This is a genomic window from Mycobacterium sp. IDUB_37, assembly GCF_055419245.1.
This window is the reverse complement of the sequence record NZ_JBVAXG010000014.1, coordinates 56027-80085: the sequence shown is the minus strand read 5'-3', so window position 1 is coordinate 80085 and position 24059 is coordinate 56027. Positions and strand designations below refer to the sequence as shown.

Here is a 24059-nt window from a genome sequence, read left to right as displayed (position 1 = left end):
AGGAACACACATGCGTGCAGTCGTCATCACCAAACACGGCGATCCGTCGGTCTTGCAGGTGCAGCAGCGTCCTGACCCGCCCCCGCCGGGGCCGGGTCAGTTACGAATCGAGGTTCGGGCGGCGGGGGTCAATTTCGCAGATCACCTGGCCCGCGTCGGGCTGTATCCCGACGCGCCCGCACTTCCGGCAATCGTCGGCTACGAGGTCGCGGGAACGGTCGTCGCGGTGGGCAGCGGTGTCGACGCGGGCCGAGTCGGCGAAAGAGTATTGGCCGGGACGCGATTCGGTGGCTACTCCGAGATCGTCAACGTTGCGGAGAACGACTCGGTCGCACTCCCCGATGCGGTGACTTTTGAGCAGGGCGCGGCGGTACCGGTCAACTACGCGACCGCATGGGCCGGTCTGCATGGCTACGGGTCGCTGCGCGCCGGCGAGCGGGTCTTGATCCACGCGGCGGCGGGCGGTGTCGGCACGGCCGCTATCCAGTTCGCGAAAGCCGCCGGTGCCGTCATACACGGCACCGCATCGCCGGGAAAACACCAGAAGCTGTCCGAGTTGGGTGTCGACCATACGATCGACTACCGCCGCGACGGCTGGTGGAAAGGGCTGGAACCGTACGACATCGTGTTCGACGCGCTCGGTGGGACTTCGCTGCGTCGGTCCTACGATCTGCTGCGCCCGGGTGGACGGCTTGTCGGGTACGGGATCTCGAACATGCAGGAGGGTGAAAAGCGGTCGCTGCGTAGGGCGGCGCCGCACGCGCTGGCGATGCTGCGCGGCTTCAACCTCATCGACCAACTCTCCTCATCCAAGACTGTCATCGGGCTCAACATGCTGAAGTTGTGGGACGACCGTGGCACCCTTGAACCCTGGATCACCCCGTTGAGTCAGGCGCTGCAGGACGGTACCGTCTCCCCGATCGTCCACGCGGCAGTGCCGTTCGCGCAGGCGCCTGAAGCGCACCGAATCCTGGCGGCGCGGGAGAACTTCGGCAAGGTGGTTTTGGTGCCCTAGCTGAGCGCGTCTTCGAGTGCTTGGTAACCGGCGTTGTAGCCGGGAGTAAAGGTGATGCCGGGGCCGCCGTGGCAGCCCGCGCCGCCGAGGTAGAGGCCCCGGATCGGAATCGGGCAATCCAGAAATCCCTTGGGGCCCGGGCGATTGGGGCCCATCAGTTCCGGGTGCAGCAGGCCGTGGCAGAAGTCGCCGGACGGAGCGGCGAACATGGTTTGCATGTGGTAGGGCGCGAACGTGATGTGGCGGATCACGATGTCCCTGAAGTTCGGCGCAAACCTGCTGATCTTGTCGATAACACGTTGTGCCATATCGTTTTTCAGGTGCCCGTGCTGATCACGGCTGACCTCGACCGGGAAGGCGTAGGCATACGCGCTCGCCGCGTGCTTTCCAGGGGGCGCCAGGCTCGCGTCGTACACCGATGGGATCTGCAGTCCCATCGACGGGTTGTCCGGCACAATGCCGCGCCGACAGTTCTCCCACTGCCGTTGCTGCTCTTCCGGCGAGCCGAAAATCCCGATCGACATCTGCATGCCTTCCTCGTTCAGCAACTCATACGGTGCCGCGAACTCGGGCAGTCCGTCGAGGGCGAAGTGCATCTGCACGAAGGAGGCACGGTGATCGCGGCCGGAAAGCAGCGAGATGAGCTCAGCGGGAATATGTTCGGGAGAAACCAGTTCACCGAGGGTGAGGTCGGGTGCCAGGTTGGACACTACAATTGGCGCGGTGACCATTGACCCGTCTCGAAGTCGGACGCCGGTAACCGCATCGTTCTCGACAAGGATCTGCTCGACCTTGGCGCGGAAGCGGATCTCGCCGCCGTGGGAGACGAAAAGTTCGTGCAGATGTTCGGTAAGCGCGCCGATGCCGCCCTTGAGCTTGGTCATCATTGCGGTGCTGTTGTCGGGCACGGCCAGGGCGAAAGCCAGGCAGGTGGCACTGCCCGGTGTGTAGGGCCCGCGGTAAGTGGAGTTGACGGCCAGGAAGGCCAGCATGCCGCGCATCACCGCGTGCTTGTCCTCGTCAGGCAGGTAGCGGTCGATGACGTCCATCGCGGAACCGAACAGCATCTCGTGAATTGCGCGACGCTCGGATTCGTCGGCCGCGCACGCGTACATTTCGTCGAGAGTCTTGGGCGGAGTGCGAACATCGAACCGTCCCAATGCTTTTGCGGGCCCCTGGCTCCAACCGATCAGCCCCGCCATCCCGGTCACAGCCTCGAAGCCGTGCTTCTCCCCGAGGTGCGTCATCAACCGCATCGGGTCTCGGTAGAAGACCATCGGCTCCTCGCCGTTCTCGCCGATGTTGGTCGACATCACGTCGGGTTCCACGGTGGGCAGCGTGTCGAGGCCGAGATCCTTGGCAATCTGGCTTGCGGTCGGGAACTGCACGGAACCGGCGATCTCGTACCTGAAGCCGTCGATCAGCTCGACCGTCGCCGCCATCCCGCCGGCATAGGTGTTTGCCTCCAGGCAGAGCGTGCGCAAACCGGCTCGTTGCAGAATCGCCGCGGCCGTCAGCCCGTTGTGCCCGGCTCCCACCACGATCGCGTCATAGTCCGGCGTGCCCGTCATCCCCGATACCTCCTGGCTGGACCCCTAGCCGAGAATATGTCAGTACTGACATGATTGGAAGATGTCAGCACTGACTTGTTCTGATCGGCTGGGATACCATCGGCCGGTGTCGATCAACCGCCACCAGCTGCGCCGCCGGTCGACGCATGAGGCGCTGCGCGAGGCGGCGTTGAAAAGCTTTGCGCGCAAGGGCTTCGCAAACGTGACGGTGATCGAGTTGGCGCGGGAGGCGGGTGTCACCGAACGTACGTTCTTTCGGCATTTCCCGACCAAAGAGGCCGTGCTGTTCCGGGACTACGAGACGCACTTGGAGTGGCTGGCCGAGGCGCTCGCCCAACGGCCGGCTACCGAATCGCTGTTTGACGCGGTTCTGATCAGTGTCGCCTCCTTCCCCTACGACGTCGAAGTGGTTCGCCAGGCCGCGACCGCTCGCGCGGAAATGATCAGCGCCGACCGCATCGCCGGACATTTGCGGGTCGTGCAGGCGTCGTTCGCCGCCGTGCTGACTGAATTCATCCGGAATCGCCACTATGAGGTGGCCAACATCGACCTGCTCGCCGAAGTCGCGGGCGCGGCGCTGGCGGCGGCCCTTGTTGTGGCGGTGGAGAATTGGGGCCGCAATGGCTGCGCTGAGGACCTGGGCGAACTGGTGGCGGCAAGCGTGGACTTGATTCGCTCGGGTTTGGCGCCGCTGGTCTAGTCGGTCGGGCCCTGGTCGGCGGTGGCCAGGCGAAGCAATCCCTGGCGCAGTGCGCCGTCCGGCTTTCCGCCGACAAGCTCGACCAGCGCGATCTCGGCGACCGCCGCAACAAGCAGCGCGGCGATCGGTAGCGGTGATTTCCAGCCAAGCGCCACCAGGTCCGGGACCAGCAGCGCGGCCGCGGTGTCGTTGCGAGCGGCGACCAAATCGCTAAGTCCCGCCTCGGTGCGCGACTGGACCAGCAGTGCCTTGGTGGCTGTCTCGGCCAGGCAGCCGTCGAGGTAGGCGTTCATGGCGGCCTCGAGTCGGTTTCGGCCGGGCGGTGCGTCTGCCATCGCTGCGGCGATCGACTCCGCCAGCTGATCGTGAAATCGGGCATGCAACGCACGCACGTATTCGGTCCGGCTGGGCCAGTGCTGATAGAAGCTGCCCTTGGCCATCCCGGCCTCGGCGACGATCGCGTTGACGGAGATCCGGGCCAAGTCGGCCGTCCCCAATAGGCGCTGGCCAGCGTCGAGCAGCGTATTGCGGCCGGGCTCAGGCGATCTCATCGCGACTCCGTACTCCTTGTCAGTTCGGTCACTCGATTGTAGGCTAGTCGATGACCGACCAGTCGGTCGGTTAACGGGAGAGGTTCTCATGGCAACCATTCAGACCAGGGCGGGTCGTGTCGCCTATCACGAATCAGGCAGTGGCCCAGTGCTGTTGATGTTGCACGCCACGCTGCACGACCGGCGCGATTTCGACCCGATCATTGACGCGCTGGCCGGGCGCTACCGCATCATCGCGGTGGACTGGCCAGGGCACGGCGAATCCGACCCGCTCGACGGCGCGGTCGAAGCCAGCGCTCCGCTTTTCGCCGACGTGCTCGAAGACGTCGTCGATGCGCTCGGGCTGACCCGGGTGGTGTTGATCGGTAACTCGGTCGGCGGGTTCGCCGCAGCGCGGTTGGCGATCAACCGTCCGGAGTGTGTCGCCGGCCTGGTGCTGATCAACTCGGGTGGGTTTGTTCCATGGAATCCGTTGTCCAGGTTGTCTTGTCGAGTGATGGGCAACGCGGCGGTTTTTCGTCGGATCGCTCCCCTGTTCGTCCGCGGCTACATGAAGGCCAGGACGGACAGTGACCGCGAGATTGTCGATCGTGCGATCGCGTTGGCCAAGACAGCGGAAGGCGCGGGCATCGCGGCGGCGCTGTTTCGAAGCTTCGCTACCCCAGGACATGATCTGCGCGGCCGAGCCGCTGAGCTGACCGCACCGACACTGATCGTGTGGGGCCGCAGGGACATCGCGATACCACTGCGCGCGGGGTACGCGACTGCGCACGCGATTCGCGACTCCCGGTTGGCGGTTCTTGACACCGGGCATGTGGTTTTCTCCTCGGACCCGGAGGGCTTTCTCGCCGTCGCCGAGCCGTTCCTGCAAGCGATCAGTTCGCGGCGCTAGTTACGGCCGCCTCGACGAAGCGTCGCAACGTCGCGTTGTAAGCGCGGGGCAGGAACGCCAGCACGACGGGACTGGGCGGTGCGCCACGAAGTGGGATGAACCGCACCCCCGGGTGGATGTTGCGTCGCATAGCGACGTCCGGGATGACCCCGACACCGCGGTCGGCGGCCACCGATTCGATCCACTCGTCGAAATTCGTTGTCTCGATTATTGTTTCCGGCGCCTCTTCGGCCGGCCACGACCACGGTCCGGTAGTGCCGCTGGTGGTGTTGACGACCAGCGGCATCTTCGGGATCTCGTTCCAGTCCAACTCCGATCGCTTTGCGAGCTCACAGTGCACGGAGCACACCGCCACCCGAGGCTCGTCGAACAAATGCACCACTCGTACCGCGGTCGTCGCAATCGGGCCTCGCATCACGGCGATGTCCACCTTGCCCTGTAGTACGCCGGCCAGGGCGTCGTCGATGCGCACCAGATTCACCGTGGTGCCCGTGTCCTGTTCGAAGCGGGCGACAGTCTGCTGCGCCCACGGATCGGGCAGCAGCCAACTGAATCCCAGACGAATGCTCGCCTGAGACCCCACGGCGTCGAAGCCCCGGTCCAGCTCGGCAAGCACCCGTTCGACGTGGTCGAGGAAAGTCCTTCCGGCGGGCGTCATCTCGACATGCCGCGGACTCCGATCCAACAGGCTGACGCCGAGGGCGTCTTCCAGTTGCGCGACAGTGCGGCTCAGTGCGGGCTGGGTGATGCTGAGTTCGTCACCGGCCTGGGTGAACGACTTCAGGCGCGCCACGGCTTCGAACGCGCGCAGATGGCGCAATTCGACTCGACTGCGCGCTGCTCCATTCATGCCTGCCAAGCATAGATGCTCTACAAGAGGCATTTCCCAGCCGGTTCTCCGGGGATTTAACTTGGCCGGTATCGGCGTTTCAACAGACGTATCGCGCATCGAGAATCGAGGAGCACCATGCCACTGTTGTATATCGACCTCATCGAAGGACGCACGCCATCGGAAGTCCGGTTGCTGCTGGATGCCGTCCATGACGCTGTGGTCGAAGCGTTCGCGGTGCCCGAACGTGACCGCTATCAGGTGGTCCGTACCCATCCCGCGCACGAGATCGTCGCACTGGACACCGACCTCGGCTTCGACCGCACGGCTGCGCTGGTGATAGTGCAGATGGTCAGCCGGCGCAGGCCGCGCGAACTCAAGCAGAAGTTCTATGAGTTGCTGGCGTCCAAACTCGCCGAGCGGTGTGGGCTCGACCCGGCCGACCTTATTGTCTCTGTCACCGAAAACGACGACGAGGATTGGTCTTTCGGCCAGGGGCGGGCGCAGTTCCTGACCGGAGAGCTGCGACCAGCCGAAGTGGAGGCATGACCATGGCGCTGAACACCCGCCTCACCGAGTACCTCGGCATCGAGCATCCGATCCTGCTGGCGCCGATGGCGATGGTGTCGGGTGGTCGGCTCGCGACGGCCGTGACTGTCGCGGGCGGCCTGGGTCTGGTCGGTGCAGGCTACGGCGACGCGACGTGGCTGCAATCGCAGATCGATCTGAGCGCAGGCGCGCGCGTCGGGTACGGGTTCATCACCTGGAGTCTGGCTCGCAATCCGGGACTGCTCGACACGGTCCTGACGCAGCAACCGCCGGCAGTCATGTTGTCCTTCGGCGACCTCGAGCCGTTCGCCGACCGAATCCGCGCGGCGGGCGTTCCGCTGATCGCGCAGGTGCAGACCCTCGAACAGGCGCGACGGGTGCTGGACTCCGGTGCGGACATCATCGTCGCGCAGGGCAGCGAGGCCGGCGGGCACGGAATGAGCGTCAGGTCGAGCTTCACGCTGGTGCCCGAGGTCGTCGATCTTGTGGCCGCGCACTCGGCTGACACGTTGGTGGTGGCCGCGGGCGGTATCGCCGACGGCCGTGGTCTGGCAGCGACGCTGGCGTTGGGGGCCGACGGCGCGCTCGTCGGAACTAGGTTCTGGGCAGCTTCGGAGGCTCTGGTGTCCGCACGTGCCCAGCAGCGGGCTGTGCAGGCCGGTGGTGACGACACCATCCGAACGCAGATATACGACATTGTGCGACAACGGGATTGGCCGAAAGAATATGACCTGCGGGTGGTGCGGAACGCGCTGATCCAGCGGTGGCACGGCAACGAGGCTGAACTGCTGGCGCAGCTGCCGGAAGTGGTGAGCGCCTACCGGCAGGGGGTCGCCGAAGAGGACTTCGATGTCGACGCCGCGATTGTCGGCGAGGCGGTCGGCATCGTCCGCAACGTCCGCCCGGCTGCCGAGATCGTGGCCGAGATGATTGCTGATGCGGCACGAATCCTGAACCGAGACAATAAAATTCAGGAACCAGCGAGTATCAGCGCGGCGAGCTGAATTCGGTCGACCTTGCCGGTCGCGTTGTACGGAATATCGTCGACGACGGCCAGCCGCTCGGGCAGTTTGAAGTAAGCGATGGTGCTTCGGCAATGCGAACGCAACTCTTCGAGCGTGACCGGTGCCCGGGTGACGACCGCGACCCCGACCCGCTGGCCCAGTTCGTCGTCGGCCACTCCGGCCACCGCGACGTCGTCGACCGCGGGGTGGGAACGCACCGCCTCTTCCACCTCGATCGGGCCGAACTTCTCCCCGCCCCGGTTGATGGTGTCGCGCAGCCGGCCGGTCGGATACAGGTAGCCATCGGCGTCGCGGCGGCCCAGATCGCCGGTGCGGAGCCACCCCGCCACCGTGTTGACCGGGGAGTTGACCCACAACTCGCCCACTGCTCCGTCCTCCACGTCGGCGCCGGTGCTCGGGTCCACTATGCGCACCTCAACCCCCGGTAGCGGTCGGCCGACCGATCCCGCCCGGGCCGGGTCGTGATGATCCTCAGGCAGCAGGTTGGCGTACGTCCCGAGGGTCTCGGTCTGGCCAAAAACGTTGGTAAAAGCCACATGTGGCAGCGCGGCCATCGCTTTGCGCTGCAACGTGGTTGGCGTGGCCGCGGCGCCGTAGGTGAGAGCGACCAGGCAGGACAAGTCGGTGTCGGCGAAGTCGGGATGCTCCAGAATCCGGTGCAGCATGGTCGGAACCAGGAACATGCCACTGACGCGGTACTGCGACACCAGTCGCAACCACTCGCCGGCGTGGAACGGCCGCTGCACCACCAGGGTGTTCCCTGAGTACAGGCTGCCGAGCAGGCCGAGCGATCCCCCGACGTGGAAGTACGGGACGCACATCATCACCACCGTGGGTGCCCGGTCCGGCGAGAACGGGAGGGATGTTCTGCCCAGCCGCATGTCGAGCTGCCGGGTGCCGATGGTGACCGTTTTCGGCAGCCCGGTGGTGCCGCTGGTGAACAGGACCATCGCGGTCGAACCGTCGCCGTCGTCGGCAGCTGGGTCGAGCGAGAGCGGTCGGTCCTCGGCGACGAGGTCCGCGGCGGTCAGCACTATCGGCGCCTGCGCTTCGCGAAGTTTGCTGACACACGTGTCCCCCGCCACGGTGACGCTGCAGCACCCGGCGTTGTCCAACAGCGCCCGCAACTCCCCCGGCGTCAGCGCAGGGTTCATCAGTGCCGCGGTCGCATCGAGCCGTGCGGCTGCGAGCAGCGCGGCAATCGATACCAGGCTTGCGACATCGACGATGGCGACGCGGTCGCCGGCCACCACCCCGTTGGCGGCCAGGCCGCCGGCGCACCGCCGGATGGCAGCACCGAGCTCGCCGTAGCTGACACTGCGGTCGTCGATGACGAGGGCAGTGCGCTCCGGGTCGCGGGCGGCGGCCTCGTCGACCATCGTTCCGAGATTCACCAGTGGCTCAATTCAGTAGAGCGGCGACCACGTCGATGTGCGCAGCAGCCGACTGGTCCATTGATCGCGCAGGTCCAGCGCGTCGTGAAGCCAGGTCCCCGGCGTGCGGTATTCGGCTGGGATATGTGTGCGGAGCAGGTCGAGCAGCGCCTCGGGCCGGCTGATCTGTTGCATCAGGATCACTTCGCGACGCAGGTGGCTGCCCAGTGCGGGCTGGAATGAGGCGTGCATTTTCAGCATCGAGGACGGCTGCTCCAAACTGCGCGCATACACCTCACCGCACCGGACGATGTACTCCTCGAACTTGTCCTCGTACGGCCACATGGTGTCTTCCATGTAGAGGCTCATGTCGTGTTCGCGTCCATCGACGGGAACCTCATCGAAGGACACTTCCTGGATCGGTGACCACGGCAACGGCACCATCAGCTTGGCGTCGACCCCGTGCCGCAGTTCGTCAGTGTGGTGCATCCAATCCCGCAGGTCACCCTGCTGAACCCGCTTGGTCAGCCGCTCCCAGGCAGCTCCGTCGCGGACCGCGGTCAAGGTGATGACGGTGTAAGCGGGGCCACTGCCCTGCGCCTGGTTGGTGTACCAAAGCAGCCGGGCGTCGTCGCCGGCGCCGAGCGTGGGCATCCAGCCCTCCCGAAACGCGGCCTCGAACTCGTCCTCGGCGCGGCCGCGCACCGTGTGTACCTCGTGCATGAACAGCAACGCCAGAACCTCCCACGTGGCGTCGCCTGATGAACGCCCACTTGCCGCACTTCCAGCCTGGACGGTAATCGGGACGACGCATTCCTGTCCACGTGGGTACTAGGCACGCGCCAGTATGGGCAACAGTTGGTTGCAGGGGAACGGCGGCGCGGTAACTTCAGAACGCGGACGATCCTTCGGGGCACGGCGAAATGGACACGGCATGGATATCGCTTCGGTCGACGAATTGCTCAGCACCACAAGATCGGTACGTAAACGCCTCGACCTGACCCGCCCGGTTGGCCGTGAGGTGATTCTGGAGTGCATACAACTGGCGATGCAGGCTCCCACGGCCAGTAACGAGCAGGACTGGCGGTGGCTGGTGATCACTGACCCGGAAAAGCGAGCCGCAATCGCCGACATCTACCGCAGCATCGGTGCCGAGTATCTAGGCCAGGCCGCAGCCGCCGCCACCGATCCGCAGACCCAGCGCGTGTACCGCAGCGCGCAAAGCCTGACCGAGACCCTTGCCCGGGTCCCCGTACATGTCATCCCTTGCCTACTGCAGCCGATCGACGGCAGCAATCGGTTGGTGGCGGCATCGGCCTGGGCTTCGATCATCCCGGCCGGCTGGAGCTTTCTACTCGCGTTGCGCTCGCGCGGATTGGGATCGGTGTGGACGACCATGCACCTGGCCAAGGAGCGCGAGGTCGCCGAATTGCTCGGTATCCCAAGCACCGTCACTCAAGCCGCGCTGTTCCCGGTGGCGTACACCATCGGTACCGACTTCCGGCCGGCAGTGCGCCCGCCCGCCGAGACCGTCACCTTCTGGGATGGATGGGGGGAAGGCTGATGCAGACCTACACCGTGCGCTTCCATGTCGATGCTTCGCCGGCGAAGGTGTGGCGCGTGCTGCATCCTCGTGTGCCGCCCGACGCGCCTCGGCCCCGGGTTCTGCAGTGGCCGACCGGCAGCATGGAGATCCTCAACGAGGGCGACGAGGCGGGCGAAGGTTTGGTCCGTACCTGCGTCTTTCCGGTGCCGAAGTATCTGTTGTCCGGCGGCAAGGGGCGATCCTGGGAAACCGTCACCGAGGCCACGATCAATAAGTTGTCCCGTTATGTGGCTATCGGCAAGCCGCTGTGGTCGCGGGCCGAGGGCTATCACGAACTCGATGAGCAGCCCGACGGAACCACCGTGCTGACCTTCCACGAGACCTATCACGCCTACAACCCGGTGCTGCGTTTCCTGCTGGAGCGTCCGGTGCACGCCCGGATCTCTCGCGACAACCTCGACACCTATCAACATGCGCTCGGCTATGCCGGCCAGGTGCGGCGACTGGATTGACGGCGGTGACCTGAATCGCCCGGTAAGCTGGTTACTTATGGGCTCTAAGCAAACCGCACGCACGGCGGCGCGTTTCGGCGCGGCCGCGCTGATCGTCGCCGCCTGGGTCGGCGCCATCGGGACCGCAGCCGCCGACCCAGACCCGGCCCCGGGTCCCGCGCCAGGCCCGCCCCCGACCCCGGCCACGGCTCCCGCGCCGTCGGCAGTCCCCGCCCCGGCAGGAGCGCCGGCGGGAGCACCCAAGACCGCTATTGACCACGACGGCACCTACGCAGTGGGTACCGAACTCGCGCCAGGCATCTACAGCACCGCGGGACCTGTGGGCAACGGCACGTGCTACTGGAAGCGAGTGGGCAATCCGGACGGCGCACTCATCGACAATGCCTTGAGCAAGAAGCCGCAGGTGGTTCAGATCGAGCCGACCGACAAGGCGTTCAAGACGGATGGTTGCCAGCCCTGGCTGCAGACACCTGATGCTCCGCCGCCGGAAATGTCGGGACCCGCAGCCGGAGCTCAATTGCAGGGCACTCTCGGCATTCTCAACGGATTGCTTGCTCCCAACGGACAGCACATCCCTTAGGCTCCGACTCGCGTTAGGGTCTGGCTATGGCAAAGCGGCAGATCATTGTGATCGGCGCCGGCGTCAGCGGCCTGACGTCCGCCGTCTGCCTGGCTGAAGCCGGATGGCCGGTGCGGGTGTGGACAGCAGCCATGCCCCGTCAGACCACATCGGCGGTGGCAGGTGCGGTGTGGGGACCGCGAGCTATGGAACCGGCCGCACTGACACTGGCCTGGACCGAGCGATCGCTGCACGAGTTCCGCAGGCTGGCGTGCGATCCCACCACCGGGGTGCGGATGGCGGCGGGCTTGTCCGTCGGCGACTTTCCGGAAGGTGAACCGATGCCGCCGGGCGTGGATCTGATCCCGGAGTTGCAGCCCGCGGATGCCGCTGAGATCCCGGACGGCTCTCGTGCTGGGTTTCGCGCCACCATGCCGTTGATGGACATGCCTCGATATCTCGATTACCTGACCCGGCGGCTCACAGCCGCAGGCAGCGGTATCGACCTGCATCCGGTTCGGTCGTTGGCGGAGGCCGCGGAGGCTGCGCCCATCGTGATCAATTGCGCCGGCCTGGGAGCGCGCGAGCTGGCTGGCGATGACACGGTCCGGCCGCTGTTCGGCCAGCACGTCGTCCTGAGCAACCCTGGCCTGTCGCAACTATTCATGCAGTTGACCGGCGGATCGGAATGGACCTGCATCTTCCCGCATCCGCAGCGGGTGGTCTGCGGCGGAATCAGCATCCCCGACAGGTGGGACACCGCTGCGGACCCGACGGTGACCGACCGAATCTTGCAGCGCTGCCTGGCCGTTGAACCGCGGCTTGGCGAGGCGACGGTCATCGAGACGATCACCGGACTGCGACCCGACCGCCCGTCGGTGCGGGTGGAGGCCGACGTGCTCGTCGGAGCATTCGGGCGAGCTCTGTGCATCCACAACTACGGTCACGGCGGTGACGGGGTCACCCTGTCGTGGGGATGCGCGCGCGAAGTGGCGCGCCTGGTGAGTGCTTCGGGCTGACGACCGTTTCAGCTCGGCAGCGTCAGAGCGGCCTCGACCGTCGTGTACATCGGCAGCAGGCGGCGCAACCCGCACGCAGCAATGGTGCGTGCCACGATCGGCTGGTTGCTGACCAGGCGTAAATTCACGCCGCGACGCCGGCATCGCACCGATTCCTGGGCCAAGACCGCATAAGCGCAGGAACCCAGGAAATCCAGCTCGCGAAGATCGATGATAAACGGGCCGGGCGCAATGGAGATGGCGGCACTGCGAGTCACCAAACGCTGCCAGACGATCTCGTTGCTGGCATCGATGTCACCGCCGACATGGACGACCACTGCCGAACCGGTACATTCGGTGATCGCTCGCAGCCCGCTGTTCGGATCACCAACTTGCGAACTCAGCCGCGTGCTCGAAAGACCGCGATGGGATCCGATCGCGACAGTGTTCATCTTTTGCAGTATCCCGTCGTTGTGGTGGTGTGGGATGCCAGCTTTCGGAACAATGGAATCGTTTCTTCGTCGTAACGAGAGACTGAGTATGTTTTGTCGGAGTTAGCAAGCAGTCTCCGAAAGTCCGGGCTTAGTAAGCATATGTGTAACAAGGCCGACAACATAGGATCTGCACAGGAAAATTCCTGGTTACATTGTCCCGCTCTGTTATGACGATAGCGCCGTCGGCAGCGCGGGTGAAGTCACGACCGACAACACGATCGCCGCCCACGAACCGCACGCCGTGCACAAAATACGTGACCACCCACAACGCGAAACCGGTCAATGCCGTGCGCAATAGAAAAGGCACCATAGGCTGAGAAGCTGCCATTCGATGAGCGGCGCTAGTCAGCCCGTCGCAGCGACCAATCCATAGAAACGCTGCGCGTTCAATCCGCCGATCTTCTCGCGTGACTGCTCGCTGATATCGGGCCGGTTGCGCAAGTGTTTGGTGCTTTCCGGCCACTCCCCGTCCCAGTGCGGATAGTCGCTGGCGAACATGATGAAGTCGTCGCCGAGGACGTCGATCACGCCGGGCAGGATCGGCTCTTCGGGTTCGCAAGTCACCCAGATATTGCCAGCCCGCAGGTAGTCGTTCGGATCGCGGCGCCAGCCCCGCTCGATCCAGTCGCCCCGTTTCTCGTAGTGCTCGTGCAGGCGATCGATGAAGAACGGGACCCAACCGGCGCCGGCCTCGAGAAAGGCCACCCGCAGTTGCGGATGGCGGTCGAAGACACCGCCGGAGACCAACGCCGTCATCGCCGTCATCTGGTCGAACGGGAAACTGATGCAGTGCACCTGGATGTAGTTGGTGAACCGGTCCACACCGATCTTCGGTAGATGGACGCCGGGTGCGCCGTGGATGCCGAGCGGCATGTCCAACTCGACCGCGGCGGCGTAGAACGGGTCGAGATCGGGGTGGTCCAGATTCCGGGTCTTCAGTGCGGGCGGGACTAACGTTGCTACCAGGCCCAATTTCTTTGCCTCGCCCATGATGTCGATGGCGACCTGCCCGTGTTCGATCGGGGTCACGGCGACACCGCGGAGCCGCCCTTCCGAAGGCGCACAGAAATCGGCGATCCACTGGTTGTAGAGGCGTGCGAATCCCGCTGCGAACGCTGGATCCTCGAGAGACGGCACGCACAGCCCGAGGCTTGGATAGAGCACCATCGTGTCCAGTTGGTCGCGGTCCGCGTCGCCCAGTACTCCCGCGGTCGTTGCGGAGTTGAGGCCGGGCGCGTTGGTGAGGCCGTGCTCGACCGGACAGCCCGCGCCCGGGCCCTGGTCTTCGGGATAGTTGCGGCCTTCGATCACCAACCGCGGTCGCTCGCCGGCGCTGACGCGTATGTGCTCGGGCCAGCGCTTGAGCGCTTCGATCGCCAGGGTCGGGTTTTCGGCGACGTGTCCATCAGCATCGATGATCCGCATATACCGGGAACCTACTCGTGCAGTGCGTCGGACTCGCGGTAACGGGGCGGGTATTGCACGATGCTCTCGTGACTCGACAGAAGTTGACCAGCGACCAGCGCAACTCGTTCATTGCCGCGTTTCTGGGCTGGACGATGGATGCCTTCGACTACTTCATCGTGGTGCTGGTCTACGCCGATATCGCCGAGACGTTCCACCGCAGCAAGACCGAAGTCGCGTTCGTCACCACCGCGACGCTGGTGATGCGCCCGGTGGGGGCGCTGCTGTTCGGACTGTGGGCCGACCGGGTCGGCCGGAGGCTGCCGCTGATGGTCGATGTGGCCTTCTACTCGGTGGTCGGTTTCCTGTGTGCGTTCGCGCCCAACTTCACCGTGCTGGTGATCCTGCGACTGCTGTACGGCATCGGGATGGGTGGCGAATGGGGGCTGGGCGCGGCGCTGGCCATGGAGAAGGTTCCGTCCGAGCGGCGGGGCTTCTTCTCCGGTCTGCTGCAGGAGGGCTACGCGTTCGGCTATCTGCTGGCCAGCGTGGGATCGCTGGTCGTGATGAACATGCTGGGGCTGTCTTGGCGCTGGTTGTTCGCGCTGAGCGTGATCCCGGCGCTGATCAGCCTGGTCATCCGGTACCGAGTGGAGGAATCGGAGGTGTGGGAAGCCACCCAGGACAAGATGAAGCTGACCAACACCAAAGTTCGTGATGTCCTACGCGACGGGGCGATCGTGCGCCGGTTCATCTACCTGGTCTTACTGATGACCGCGTTCAACTGGATGAGCCACGGCACCCAGGACGTCTACCCGACCTTCCTGGGCGCGACGGCCAATCATGGCGCGGGCCTGTCCAGCGTGACGGTCAAGTGGATCGTGATCATCTACAACATCGGCGCGATCTGCGGTGGGCTGTTCTTCGGCACGCTGTCGCAGCGGATCAGCCGCCGGTACACGGTGATCTTCTGCGCGCTGCTGGGACTGCCCATCGTGCCCCTGTTCGCCTACTCGCGCACCGCAGCGTTCCTGTGCCTTGGCGCGTTCCTGATGCAGGTCTGCGTGCAAGGCGCCTGGGGTGTGATACCCGCGCACCTGACCGAGTTGTCGCCGGACTCCATCCGCGGTCTCTACCCGGGTGTCACCTACCAGTTGGGCAATCTGCTGGCGGCGTTCAACCTACCTATCCAGGAGCGATTGGCGGAATCCCACGGCTATCCCTTTGCGTTGACTGCCACCATCGTGCCGGTGTTGCTCGCCGTCGCGTTGCTGACGTTTATCGGCAAGGACGCCACCGGAATTCGTTTCGGCACCAGCGAAACAGCCTTTCTCCCAACCAAAGTGACTTAGCCAGTGGTCCGCGCGCGCTCGATGTTGGCCAGCGCGTAGTTCGCGATGGCGGCGGTCGTCATTGTTGCTCCGGCACGGGCGCACGATTCGTAGACGTCGTCGCCGAGAGTCGCGCGAAGGTGGGCGACCACAGCCTCGAGTTGGGGGTATCCGGCCAGCGCCATCGGGGATGTAACGAATCCGCTGATGGTGGCAGCCTGTTCGTAGTGTCCGAGTTGGTCGAACATCCCGGTGAGGATCGCCAGTGGGTTGTGCATCAGGGAGCTACTACCGGCGTCGTAATAGTGACGAATCGCCAGCGCCAGGTCGTCGAGGGAGTCACCGGGGTTGTCGCGCGTCGATGCCCCCAATGCCAGCATGACCGCGATCGCCGCCTCCATCTGCCGGTTCCCGCAGTCTTGCGCGATCGCCAGGGCCCGGCGCGCGGAGTCGTAGAAGACGGGCGGATCACTGTAGAAGTGACCAATTCCATGCCCGAAATGTGCAAAACAGGCCACAGTGGGATTGGTGGTGGCCGCGGCCGCCTCAAGTAGGCCCCGCGAAGCCGCCTCCAAACTGTCGACGTCCCCCAGGAAATTGAGCGCCAGAACCAGACATGCGCGGGTTATCGCGCGTGGGCCGGGCTCTCGCGCGAGCGCCTCGCGGCACACCTCGACCCAACGATCGGGTCGACCCGACGTCGTATAGGCGACGCCGCCCGCGGTTTGGCTCTCGAACAGATCCGAGTCGTAATCTGCACTGCCCGTGAGCCTTTGACTGGCTTCCAGATAGTCGAAAGCGTCGTCAGCCCGCCCTGCGGCGTAGCACTGCGCGGCCACCGCATAGAGCTGCAGGAGCCGCCGATTACTTACCGCGCGCGCCGGTTCGATCAGCTCCTCGGCCCAGGCGACCGGCTCATACTGTTCGAGCCAGACTCCTAGGGTGGCGGCGTGTGTCGCGAGCGTCGCCGCACTGTCTAAGTCGCCTTGGTCGGCGGACCACCGGAATGCCGCGCGGAGGTTGGCGAATTCGTTGGTGAACCAGGTGTAGGACTCGCGCTGTCGCGGCCCATCCCACCGCGCGAGCATGTCGCTTGCGCGCTCGGCGAAGTGTCTGCCGTGTGCCGTGCGGGCGTCGTCAGCGGCGCCGCTGGCGGCCAGTCGCTCTTCGGCGAATTGGCGGATGGTCTCCAGCATCGAGAATCGCGTCTGTCCGGTCGACCGGTCAGCGATCAACAGCGACTTGCGTACCAGGGCATCCAGCAGATCGAGCACTGAGTATTCGTCGGGGCCAGCGGATCCCGTTACAGCGCAGGCGCTTTGCAGGTCGAATCCACCCGCGAATACCGAGCAGCGGTTCAGCAGTTGTTTCTCGGCGTCGTCGAGCAGGTCGTAGGACCAGGCCACCGCGTGGCGCAGGGTCCCCCTAGGCCGACGGTGCGCGCACGTTCGAGGAACAGCGCCGCCGCGGCCGAGTCGATGCCCGCGCTGACGTCGAGTGACGGCACCGGCCACAGCTGCTCGTCGGCGACGCGGAGGCCTTCGCGGCTAGTGGCCAGGATCTTCACCGTCGGCGCACACGACAAGATGGCCTCGATCAGATCGGCTGCCGCGCCGAGCACGTGCTCGCAATTGTCGATCACCAGCAATCGAACTCTTCCATCGAGCGCCGTGGCGACCGACTCGCTGACGCTCATGCCGGGTTGTTGCGTGATGCCGAGCACTGCGGCGATCGCGTCGGGAACCGCTGCCGGGTCACCGACCGGAGCAAGTTCGAAAAACCAGACACCGTCCGGGAATTCGTCGGCCTTGCGGGCCGCGACTTCGGTGGCCAGGCGAGTTTTGCCGACCCCGCCCACCCCGGTGAGCGTGACAAGCCGATGCGCTCCCAGTTCTAGTGCCACCGCGTCGAGTTCGGACTCGCGTCCAATGAAGCTGCTGGGCGCGGGCCGCAGATTTCCGGGGCTCTTGTCCAGAGTCCGCAACGGCGGAAAGTCGATGCGTAGATCGGGCGTGCGCACCTGAAAGATTCCGACCGCCGTCGGCAGATCCCGCAACCGCCGCGGCCCTAGATCGAGCAGATCAACCCCGCTCAGCAGTACCGCCGTGGAATCGGCCAGCAGAATCTGGCCACCGTGACCGGCGGCCATCACTCGCGCGGCCCGGTTGAGCACGGGCCCGAAGTAGTCGGCGCCCCTGACCTCGGCTTCCCCGGTCGCCAGCCCCATCCGCACCGGTAACGCCAGCTCGCGCTGGGCTGCCACGGCCGCATCGACCGCCGAGCGCGGCGAATCGAACGCCGCGACAACACCATCGCCGGTGTGTTTGAACAGCCAGCCGCCGTGGGTTTCGATGGCCGCGCGCAACACATCGTCATGTGCGGCCAGCGCCGCCCTCATCCCGGCGGGGTCGGCTTCCCACTGACGGGTTGAACCTTCCACGTCGGTGAAGAGAAACGTGACCACTCCCGAAGGTGCAATCGCCTGACCAGCGGACACTCAGGCAGAATGCCACAACTTGCGGCCGAGGTGAGCTAACTGCTCAGGGTGCGCAGCAGCATGTGCATCGCAACCGTCGTCGAGCGCTCCCGAACGTCGGACCGGTTTCCGGGCAGTCGCAGGGTGCGGGTGGCGGTCTGACCGTCCGCCAGCGCTACGGTCAAACACACTGTGCCAACCGGCTTTTCGTCCGTTCCCCCGCCAGGACCGGCGATACCGGTGATGGCGACCGCGGTGTCGGCGCCGAAGCGTTTCAGTGCGCCGGCCGCCATCGCCTCGGCGACCGGTTCGGAGACCGCGCCGTGCGCCTCGATCAGGGTCGCGTCGACACCGAGAAGCTCTACCTTCGCCTCGTTGGAGTAGGACACCACGCCACCCGCCACGTAATCCGAAGATCCAGGCCGTTCCGTCAGCCGCGCCGCCAGTAGTCCCGCGGTGCAGGATTCCGCAGTGGCGATCAGCCGGCCCGCAAGCAGCCGTGCGACCAGATCGTCGACCTGCGAACCATCTTCAGAAAAAACCTTTTCGCCGTGCCGATCGCGCAGCAGCTGAGTCAGTTGTGCGTAGACATCCGCCGAATCGGGTTCGTAGCGGGTGACGATTTCCAGTTCCCCGCGCCGCAGGCAGGTGGTGATCTCCAGCGCGGCGAACCCGGGTATGGCCGTTTCGGCGTCGCGCAAGGTGTCCGCCAGCCCCGACTCGGGCAACCCGAACATACGGATCATGTCCTGCCGGTACACGGTTCGGCCGGCGATTGCCTGCTGCACTCCGGCTGTCGCGACGGCTTTGCGCCACATCGGCTGCAGTTCGCGCGGCGGCCCCGGCAGGACCAGCACCGCCGGCTTGCCCGGCACCACCACACCCGGCGCGGTGCCCACCGGATCGAGGATCTCGGAACCGACCGGGATCATGGCCTGCTTGCGGTTGGCGGTGCGCACCGACTCGAAGTTCCCCGGTTCCAGGAGCGAGGCGAACGCGGGGTTACGCGCCATCAGGGATTTGAGGATCTCGGCGATCCTGTTCTCGAGATCGTCGTCGAGCACCAGGTCGCGGCCGCAGAAACGGGCCACCACTTCGGTCGTCATGTCGTCGGCCGTGGGGCCGAGGCCGCCGCTGGTGATGATCAGATCGACGCCCTGGTCGGCCATGAAGCGCAGCTGCGCCTCGATGTCGTCGGGGCGGTCACCGCAGATGGTTATGTGTGCCAGCTCGACACCCAGTTCCAGGAGTTGATCGGCGATCCAGGGACCGTTTCGGTCCTGAACCCGCCCGGTCAGAACCTCGGTGCCGGTGACCACGATGCCCGCGCGTGCGCTCACCGTACTGAGCCTAGCCATCGATGTTGGTGACCGGGGACTAGCCTGAGCCCGTGGTGCAGGCTCCGCGTACCCGTTATGCCAAATGCGGCGACATCGACATCGCCTATCAGGTGCTGGGTGACGGTCCGACCGATCTCCTGGTGCTGCCAGGACCATTCGTGCCGATCGACTCGATCGATGACGAGCCGTCGTTGTACCGGTTCCACCGGCGGCTGGCCTCGTTCGCCCGGGTGATCAGGTTCGACCTGCGCGGCGTCGGTCTGTCCTCGCGGGCGCCCACCCTGGAGATGCTGGGACCAAAATTCTGGGCCGAGGACGCGATCGCTGTGCTGGATGCGGTCGGGTCCGAGCAGGTCACGGTATTCGCGCCGAATTTTCACGCGATGACCGGAATCGAGCTCGCTGCCGACTACCCCGAACGGGTCCGGAGCCTGGTCGTCACCAACGGCACGGCGCGCGCGTTATGGGCACCCGACTATCCGATCGGCGCCGACCTTCAGCTGTTGAACCCCTATCTGACAGTGGCTTTGGAGCATGACGCCGTCGAGCAGGGATTCGACGTGCTCGGCATCGTCGCGCCCTCGGTTGCCGGCGACGATGCGTTTCGCGGATGGTGGGATCTGGCCGGCAACCGGGCCGGACCGCCGAGCATGGCCCGCGCCGTGGCACAGGCGCTGTCCGAGGCTGATGTGCGAGATGCCTTGGCGCGCATCAGCGCGCCCACGCTGGTCCTGCACCGCGTCGATGCGGTCTTCATTCCCGTCGAGCATGGCCGCTACATTTCTGAGCGCATCGCGGGGTCCCGCTTTATCGAGCTGCCGGGTGCCGACATCCTCTACTGGGTCGGCGACTCCGCAGCTATGTTCGACGAGATCGAGGAGTTCGTCACCGGCGTCCGCGGCGGCGCCGAAGCCGAGCGGGTGCTCACCACGATCGTGTTCACCGACATCGTCGGCTCAACCCGGCGTGCAGCCGAGCTCGGTGACGACCGCTGGCGCGATCTGCTCGACAATCACGACCACCTCGTCCGCCACGAAATTCAGCGATTCGGCGGGCGCGAAGTTAATACCGCCGGCGACGGATTCGTCGCGACCTTCAACAGCCCGAGTGCCGCGATCGCTTGCGCCGACGCCATCGTCGACGCCGTCGGTTTGCTCGGTATCGAGGTTCGGGTCGGCATACACGCCGGCGAAGTCGAGGTGCGAGGACTCGATGTGGCCGGCCTGGCCGTGCACATCGCGGCGCGCGTCTCAGCGCTGGCGGGTGCCAGCGAAGTGCTGGTGTCCTCGACGGTCCGTGACATCGTCACGGGTTCGCGACACAAGTTCAGAGCGCGCGGCGAGCACGACCTCAAAGGCGTCCCGGAGCCGTGGCGGCTCTACGCGCTCGAGCGCAAAGCAGTGACCCTCTTCCCGGATCCGAACGCGGTGCCGCCGTCGCCGCCGCTGCCGCTGCCGCTGCTGCCACCGTGACCACCACTGCCACCAGTGCCACCTAGTAGTCCGGGGTTATTGGCCCCGTCGCCGCCGTTGCCGCCACTTGAGGCAAAGCCGGCGACGCCGCCCGCGCCGCCATTTCCTGACCCGGATGCGACCGGGCAGCGCTGCCGGGTTAGCTGGGCTAGCCAGGTTGGCCGGGCTCACCCGGTTGCCCGGCTTGGCCCGCTTGGCCGGCTTGTCCGGGCTGACCGCCGGGGCCACCTTGGCCTGGCTGACCACCCTGGCCGGGCTGACCGCCCTGCCCTGGCTGACCGCCGGGGCCACCGGAGCCGCCGTCGCCGCCCCGGCCGCCATCGCCACCTCTGCCACCAGCGCCACCTGCGCCACCGGCACCGCCTGCGCCACCTGCGCCACCAGCGCCGCCGCGACCGCCTTGACCGGCCTGGCTCCCGTTGCTGTTCGGATCGTCGGTCATAGGGTTCCGCCTTCTTGTAAGCCGTTCAGTTCGATTCGCCTCACGCTACGCGAGGGGACGACTGAGCTATCGACGCCCCTGGTCAGATCAGTTGGCCCTGCTTTCCATTTTCGCCAGGCTGGGTGATGGCAGAGCCGCCAGTGCCGCTGCTGCCGCCGGTGCCGGGGAAGGGGCCGGACCCTGCGTTGCCACCCTGGCCACCTGAGCCGTTGTCGCCGGCGCCGCCGCCACCGTTCCCGCCCCCGGGGCCACCGCTGGGTGATGTGTAGTTGCCTCCGTCGCCGCCGGCCCCGCCGTTGGTGCCGTTGGTGCCGTCGCCCCCATTGCCGCCGTTGCCGCTGAACTGAAGAAGCGACGGCGCGTCGCCCCCGTTGCCACCCGCGCCGCCGCCGCCACCCGAAGCGCCGTTGCCGCCGCGACCGCCGTCCCCGCCGAAAACGCCGGTGCCGCCAGCGCCGCCGACTCCGGCGATGCCTGCGGTTCCACCGTCGCCGCCGTCGCCGCCGTTTCCGCCGTACGTGCCTTTGGCATCGCCGCCGGCGGCACCGTCACCGCCAGCCAGTCCTTGGCCGGCAGACCCGCCGATTCCGCCATTGCCCCCGACCCCGGCGACCGAATTGCCGCCGGCCCCGCCAGTGCCGCCGTTGCCGCCGTCTCCTCCGTCACCGCCGTTCCCGCCGTTGCTGGCGCCCTCTCCTGCCTGCCCATAGCCGCCGAAGCCGCCGGCCCCGGCCATGCTCGCGTTGCCGCCATTCCCGCCGCGGCCTGACCCCAGGGCATTACCGCCGGCGCCCCCGTTTCCGCCATCACCGCCGTCCCCACCGTTTCCGCCTTTACCACCGGTATCGCCGGTGCCGCCGGGCTGGCCGCCGAGCTGACCGTGCCTGCCATCGCTGGCCTTACCGGCCGAGCCACCATCGCCGCCGTTGCCCGAACCGAGGGCGTTGCCGCCGACCCCGCCATTGCCACCGTTGGCGCCGTTGCCGCCGGCACCGCTGTCCCCGCCGTCGAAACCGGTCAACGCGTAGCCGCCGCCGCCACTGTTACCGCCGGAGCTGGCGTTGCCGCCGGTGCCGCCGGCTCCGCCGTTGGCCGAACCTGCGCCATTCCCGCCGGACCCGCCGTTGCCTCCATTGCCGGCGTTGCCGCCCGCACCGCCTTTGCCGCCGTCAGCGCCGGGAACCCAGTTCGCGCCGGAGCCCCCATTGCCGGCCACCCCGCCGGCGCCGCCGGTGCCGCCCGTTCCGCCGGCGCGGTCCAGGCCCGCCGTTCCGTTCGTCGCCTTGCCGCCGAGGCCGCCTGCTCCGCCACTGCCGCCGGTGCCGCCACTACCGGCGTTGCCGCCGTTGCCGCCGTCGCCGTTATTGACGCCTCCCTCACCGGCGACGCCGTCGGTGCCATTGCCGCCGGTACCGCCGATACCGCCGGCCCCGGCGATCCCGCCGTTACCGCCGTTTCCAGAGGTCGAGCCGCCCGCGCCGCCGTTGCCACCCGCGCCACCAGCGCCACCCGCGCCGCCGTCGGTGCCGTTCGGACCCACGGTGGTGCCGAAGGTGCCAGGGGCGCCATCACCACCAATGCCGCCGGCGCCGCCGCTGCCGAATTTGCCGCCGGCACCACCGTTTCCGCCATTGCCACCGCTCGTACCAAAAGGCGCGGCATTGATCGGATTGTTGGCGTTGAGGCCGGCCCCGCCGGCGCCCCCATCTCCGCCAGTGGTCGCCACAGTGCCGGTGGTGCCGTTCAGGCCGGGGGAGGCGCCTATACCGCCCGCAGCCCCACCGCTGCCGCCGCTGCCGCCCGCGGTCCCTGGGTCACTGCCGTGGCCGCCACTGCCGCCATTGGGGTTGAGCAGGTTTCCGCTAGCGCCCGCCCCGCCGGTCCCGGCCAGCCCGGCCGCACCGCCGACTCCACCATTGCCGCCGTTGCCATTCGCGCCGGCCTGGCCGCCGAACATCGAGCCCTTGCCGCCTGCCCCGCCTCTACCGCCATCACCGCCCGTGCCGCCGATACCGCCGCTGCCCGCGTCGCCCCCCGCTCCATTGTTGACACCGGCGACGCCGGCCACACCGTCAACGCCGGTGCCGCCTCTACCGCCGACCCCACCGATGCCGCCTTGCCCGCCGGCGCCGCCGCTGCCTTGCAGCAGCCCGCCGTTTCCTCCGGCACCGCCTGCGCCCCCGGTGGCGCCCATGCCACCGACGCCGCCGGTCAGCCCCGCCGCACCCACTTGACCGACGGCGCCCACCGCGCCCGCACCACCGACGCCGCCGGCTCCGCCGTTGCCGATCAGCCCGGCGTCGCCGCCGCGGCCACCGGCCTGCCCTGCCGCGCCGGACCCGCCATTGCCGCCATTGCCCCACAGGAGTCCGCCCGCTCCGCCGTTCGCCCCGGTGCCCGCAGCACCGTTGGTGCCGTTTCCGACCAGTGGGCGACCCAGCACCAGCTGGGTGGGCGCGTTGATAACGCCCAGGATCTGCTCCTCGATTGCTTGCAGCGGCGAAGCGTTGGCTGCCTCGGCGAATCCGTACGTGCCGCCTGCGCCGGTCAGGGCGCGCACGAACTCCGCGTGAAATACCGCAGCCCGAGTCCCCGTTGCCTGGTACTCCTGGGCATGGCTGGAAAACAACGTTGCGACGGCAGTCGATATTTCGTCACCGGCCGCGGCGACGACCTGCGTGGTCGGCGCCAGCGTTGCCCGATTGACGGCGCTGAGCGAATCTCCAATGCCGGCCACATTGGCCGCCGCCGACGCCAACGAGCCCGGAATTGTGGTCAAGTACGACATAGCAGCCTCCCAGGGCCATCGTCGATGTCCGTGACTGAACAACGCCTTCGTTATCACGCTGGCCGTGAGAAAGATCTACGTTCGGGCAAATATTTCTGAGCAGTGCCGAGTTGCGAATTCAGCGCTCGACATAACCCGAGTTCCAGGGGACTTCCGGATACCTTTGATTTTGATATGCCAAGTTGACCCTTG

Annotated in this window: 23 protein-coding genes and 1 pseudogene; 11 read left to right on the top strand and 13 right to left on the bottom strand. The window is 66.5% G+C overall.

Going from position 1 to position 24059, the window contains the following annotated elements:
• The first annotated feature begins 10 nt into the window (after positions 1–10).
• On the top strand, positions 11–1015 hold the full coding sequence (locus ACZY1I_RS30175) for a zinc-binding dehydrogenase (RefSeq protein ID WP_463761086.1): 1005 nt from the start codon (positions 11–13) through the stop codon (positions 1013–1015).
• Here ACZY1I_RS30175 and ACZY1I_RS30170 read toward each other — a convergent pair.
• Positions 1012–2586, bottom strand: a complete 1575-nt coding sequence (locus ACZY1I_RS30170; protein ID WP_463761084.1) for a phytoene desaturase family protein — start codon at positions 2584–2586, stop codon at positions 1012–1014. The genes ACZY1I_RS30175 and ACZY1I_RS30170 overlap by 4 nt on opposite strands.
• Before the next feature lie 106 nt (positions 2587–2692).
• On the opposite strand from ACZY1I_RS30170, the gene ACZY1I_RS30165 reads away from it, so the two are divergent.
• On the top strand, positions 2693–3286 hold the full coding sequence (locus ACZY1I_RS30165) for a TetR/AcrR family transcriptional regulator (protein ID WP_463761083.1): 594 nt from the start codon (positions 2693–2695) through the stop codon (positions 3284–3286).
• Here the strand turns inward: ACZY1I_RS30165 and ACZY1I_RS30160 are convergent.
• Positions 3283–3837, bottom strand: a complete 555-nt coding sequence (locus ACZY1I_RS30160; protein WP_463761082.1) for a TetR/AcrR family transcriptional regulator — start codon at positions 3835–3837, stop codon at positions 3283–3285. The genes ACZY1I_RS30165 and ACZY1I_RS30160 overlap by 4 nt on opposite strands.
• Positions 3838–3925: 88 nt before the next feature.
• Here ACZY1I_RS30160 and ACZY1I_RS30155 point away from each other — a divergent pair, with 88 nt between their 5' ends.
• On the top strand, positions 3926–4729 hold the full coding sequence (locus tag ACZY1I_RS30155; RefSeq protein ID WP_463761081.1) for an alpha/beta fold hydrolase: 804 nt from the start codon (positions 3926–3928) through the stop codon (positions 4727–4729).
• Here ACZY1I_RS30155 and ACZY1I_RS30150 read toward each other — a convergent pair.
• Positions 4713–5579: a LysR family transcriptional regulator gene (locus tag ACZY1I_RS30150; RefSeq protein WP_463761080.1), complete on the bottom strand. Its 867-nt coding sequence runs from the start codon at positions 5577–5579 to the stop codon at positions 4713–4715. The genes ACZY1I_RS30155 and ACZY1I_RS30150 overlap by 17 nt on opposite strands.
• Positions 5580–5696: 117 nt before the next feature.
• On the opposite strand from ACZY1I_RS30150, the gene ACZY1I_RS30145 reads away from it, so the two are divergent.
• The gene (locus tag ACZY1I_RS30145; protein ID WP_463761079.1) at positions 5697–6107 is read left to right on the top strand and encodes a tautomerase family protein; all 411 of its coding nucleotides are present in this window, start codon (positions 5697–5699) and stop codon (positions 6105–6107) included.
• Positions 6108–6109: 2 nt separating this feature from the next.
• Positions 6110–7111, top strand: a complete 1002-nt coding sequence (locus ACZY1I_RS30140; protein WP_463761245.1) for an NAD(P)H-dependent flavin oxidoreductase — start codon at positions 6110–6112, stop codon at positions 7109–7111.
• Here the strand turns inward: ACZY1I_RS30140 and ACZY1I_RS30135 are convergent.
• Entirely contained in the window at positions 7078–8526 is a 1449-nt protein-coding gene (locus ACZY1I_RS30135; RefSeq protein ID WP_463761078.1) for a class I adenylate-forming enzyme family protein, read from the bottom strand. The two genes, ACZY1I_RS30140 and ACZY1I_RS30135, sit on opposite strands and share 34 nt — an antisense overlap.
• 12 nt (positions 8527–8538) lie before the next feature.
• Positions 8539–9228 (bottom strand): hypothetical protein, encoded by a 690-nt coding sequence (locus tag ACZY1I_RS30130; RefSeq protein ID WP_463761243.1) that lies wholly within the window; start codon positions 9226–9228, stop codon positions 8539–8541.
• A gap of 211 nt (positions 9229–9439) precedes the next feature.
• On the opposite strand from ACZY1I_RS30130, the gene ACZY1I_RS30125 reads away from it, so the two are divergent.
• From ACZY1I_RS30125 to ACZY1I_RS30110, 4 genes are read left to right on the top strand one after another with little or no spacing between them, the layout of a single operon-like run.
• Positions 9440–10069: a nitroreductase family protein gene (locus ACZY1I_RS30125; protein WP_463761077.1), complete on the top strand. Its 630-nt coding sequence runs from the start codon at positions 9440–9442 to the stop codon at positions 10067–10069.
• Positions 10069–10563 (top strand): SRPBCC family protein, encoded by a 495-nt coding sequence (locus ACZY1I_RS30120; protein ID WP_463761076.1) that lies wholly within the window; start codon positions 10069–10071, stop codon positions 10561–10563. The genes ACZY1I_RS30125 and ACZY1I_RS30120 overlap by 1 nt, the downstream gene beginning before the upstream one ends.
• Positions 10564–10600: 37 nt before the next feature.
• Positions 10601–11143 carry a hypothetical protein gene (locus tag ACZY1I_RS30115; RefSeq protein ID WP_463761075.1) on the top strand — a complete coding sequence of 181 codons (543 nt, stop codon included), beginning with the start codon at positions 10601–10603 and terminating at the stop codon, positions 11141–11143.
• A 26-nt stretch (positions 11144–11169) separates the two neighbouring features.
• Complete coding sequence (locus tag ACZY1I_RS30110) at positions 11170–12141, top strand: FAD-dependent oxidoreductase (protein ID WP_463761074.1); 972 nt, start codon at positions 11170–11172, stop codon at positions 12139–12141.
• An 8-nt stretch (positions 12142–12149) separates the two neighbouring features.
• Here ACZY1I_RS30110 and ACZY1I_RS30105 read toward each other — a convergent pair whose 3' ends face one another.
• The 3 genes and pseudogenes from ACZY1I_RS30105 to ACZY1I_RS30095 form a co-directional block, all read right to left on the bottom strand.
• Positions 12150–12572, bottom strand: a complete 423-nt coding sequence (locus ACZY1I_RS30105; RefSeq protein ID WP_463761073.1) for an anti-sigma factor antagonist — start codon at positions 12570–12572, stop codon at positions 12150–12152.
• Positions 12573–12816: 244 nt separating this feature from the next.
• Positions 12817–12924, bottom strand: a pseudogene (locus ACZY1I_RS30100) (phage holin family protein); the annotation flags it as partial.
• Positions 12925–12959: 35 nt separating this feature from the next.
• Positions 12960–14039 carry an amidohydrolase family protein gene (locus tag ACZY1I_RS30095; protein ID WP_463761072.1) on the bottom strand — a complete coding sequence of 360 codons (1080 nt, stop codon included), beginning with the start codon at positions 14037–14039 and terminating at the stop codon, positions 12960–12962.
• A gap of 68 nt (positions 14040–14107) precedes the next feature.
• Between ACZY1I_RS30095 and ACZY1I_RS30090 the strand changes: the two genes are divergently transcribed.
• Positions 14108–15370 (top strand): MFS transporter, encoded by a 1263-nt coding sequence (locus tag ACZY1I_RS30090; RefSeq protein ID WP_463761071.1) that lies wholly within the window; start codon positions 14108–14110, stop codon positions 15368–15370.
• On the opposite strand, the gene ACZY1I_RS30085 is transcribed toward ACZY1I_RS30090, so the two are convergent.
• Genes ACZY1I_RS30085 through ACZY1I_RS30075 form a run of 3 tightly spaced genes read right to left on the bottom strand, consistent with a single transcriptional unit; the run spans position 15367 to position 19165 of the window.
• Positions 15367–16755 (bottom strand): ATP-binding protein, encoded by a 1389-nt coding sequence (locus ACZY1I_RS30085; RefSeq protein ID WP_463761070.1) that lies wholly within the window; start codon positions 16753–16755, stop codon positions 15367–15369. The two genes, ACZY1I_RS30090 and ACZY1I_RS30085, sit on opposite strands and share 4 nt — an antisense overlap.
• The gene (locus ACZY1I_RS30080) at positions 16707–17846 is read right to left on the bottom strand and encodes an ATP-binding protein (protein ID WP_463761068.1); all 1140 of its coding nucleotides are present in this window, start codon (positions 17844–17846) and stop codon (positions 16707–16709) included. Before ACZY1I_RS30080 ends, ACZY1I_RS30085 begins: the two co-directional genes overlap by 49 nt.
• 35 nt (positions 17847–17881) lie before the next feature.
• The gene (locus tag ACZY1I_RS30075) at positions 17882–19165 is read right to left on the bottom strand and encodes a competence/damage-inducible protein A (RefSeq protein WP_463761067.1); all 1284 of its coding nucleotides are present in this window, start codon (positions 19163–19165) and stop codon (positions 17882–17884) included.
• A gap of 50 nt (positions 19166–19215) precedes the next feature.
• On the opposite strand from ACZY1I_RS30075, the gene ACZY1I_RS30070 reads away from it, so the two are divergent.
• On the top strand, positions 19216–20637 hold the full coding sequence (locus ACZY1I_RS30070) for an adenylate/guanylate cyclase domain-containing protein (protein ID WP_463761066.1): 1422 nt from the start codon (positions 19216–19218) through the stop codon (positions 20635–20637).
• Positions 20638–20785: 148 nt separating this feature from the next.
• On the opposite strand, the gene ACZY1I_RS30065 is transcribed toward ACZY1I_RS30070, so the two are convergent.
• Together ACZY1I_RS30065 and ACZY1I_RS30060 are read right to left on the bottom strand one after the other, a co-directional pair.
• The gene (locus tag ACZY1I_RS30065; protein WP_463761065.1) at positions 20786–21079 is read right to left on the bottom strand and encodes a hypothetical protein; all 294 of its coding nucleotides are present in this window, start codon (positions 21077–21079) and stop codon (positions 20786–20788) included.
• An 82-nt stretch (positions 21080–21161) separates the two neighbouring features.
• Positions 21162–23867: a PE family protein gene (locus ACZY1I_RS30060; RefSeq protein ID WP_463761064.1), complete on the bottom strand. Its 2706-nt coding sequence runs from the start codon at positions 23865–23867 to the stop codon at positions 21162–21164.
• Positions 23868–24059: the final 192 nt, after the last annotated feature.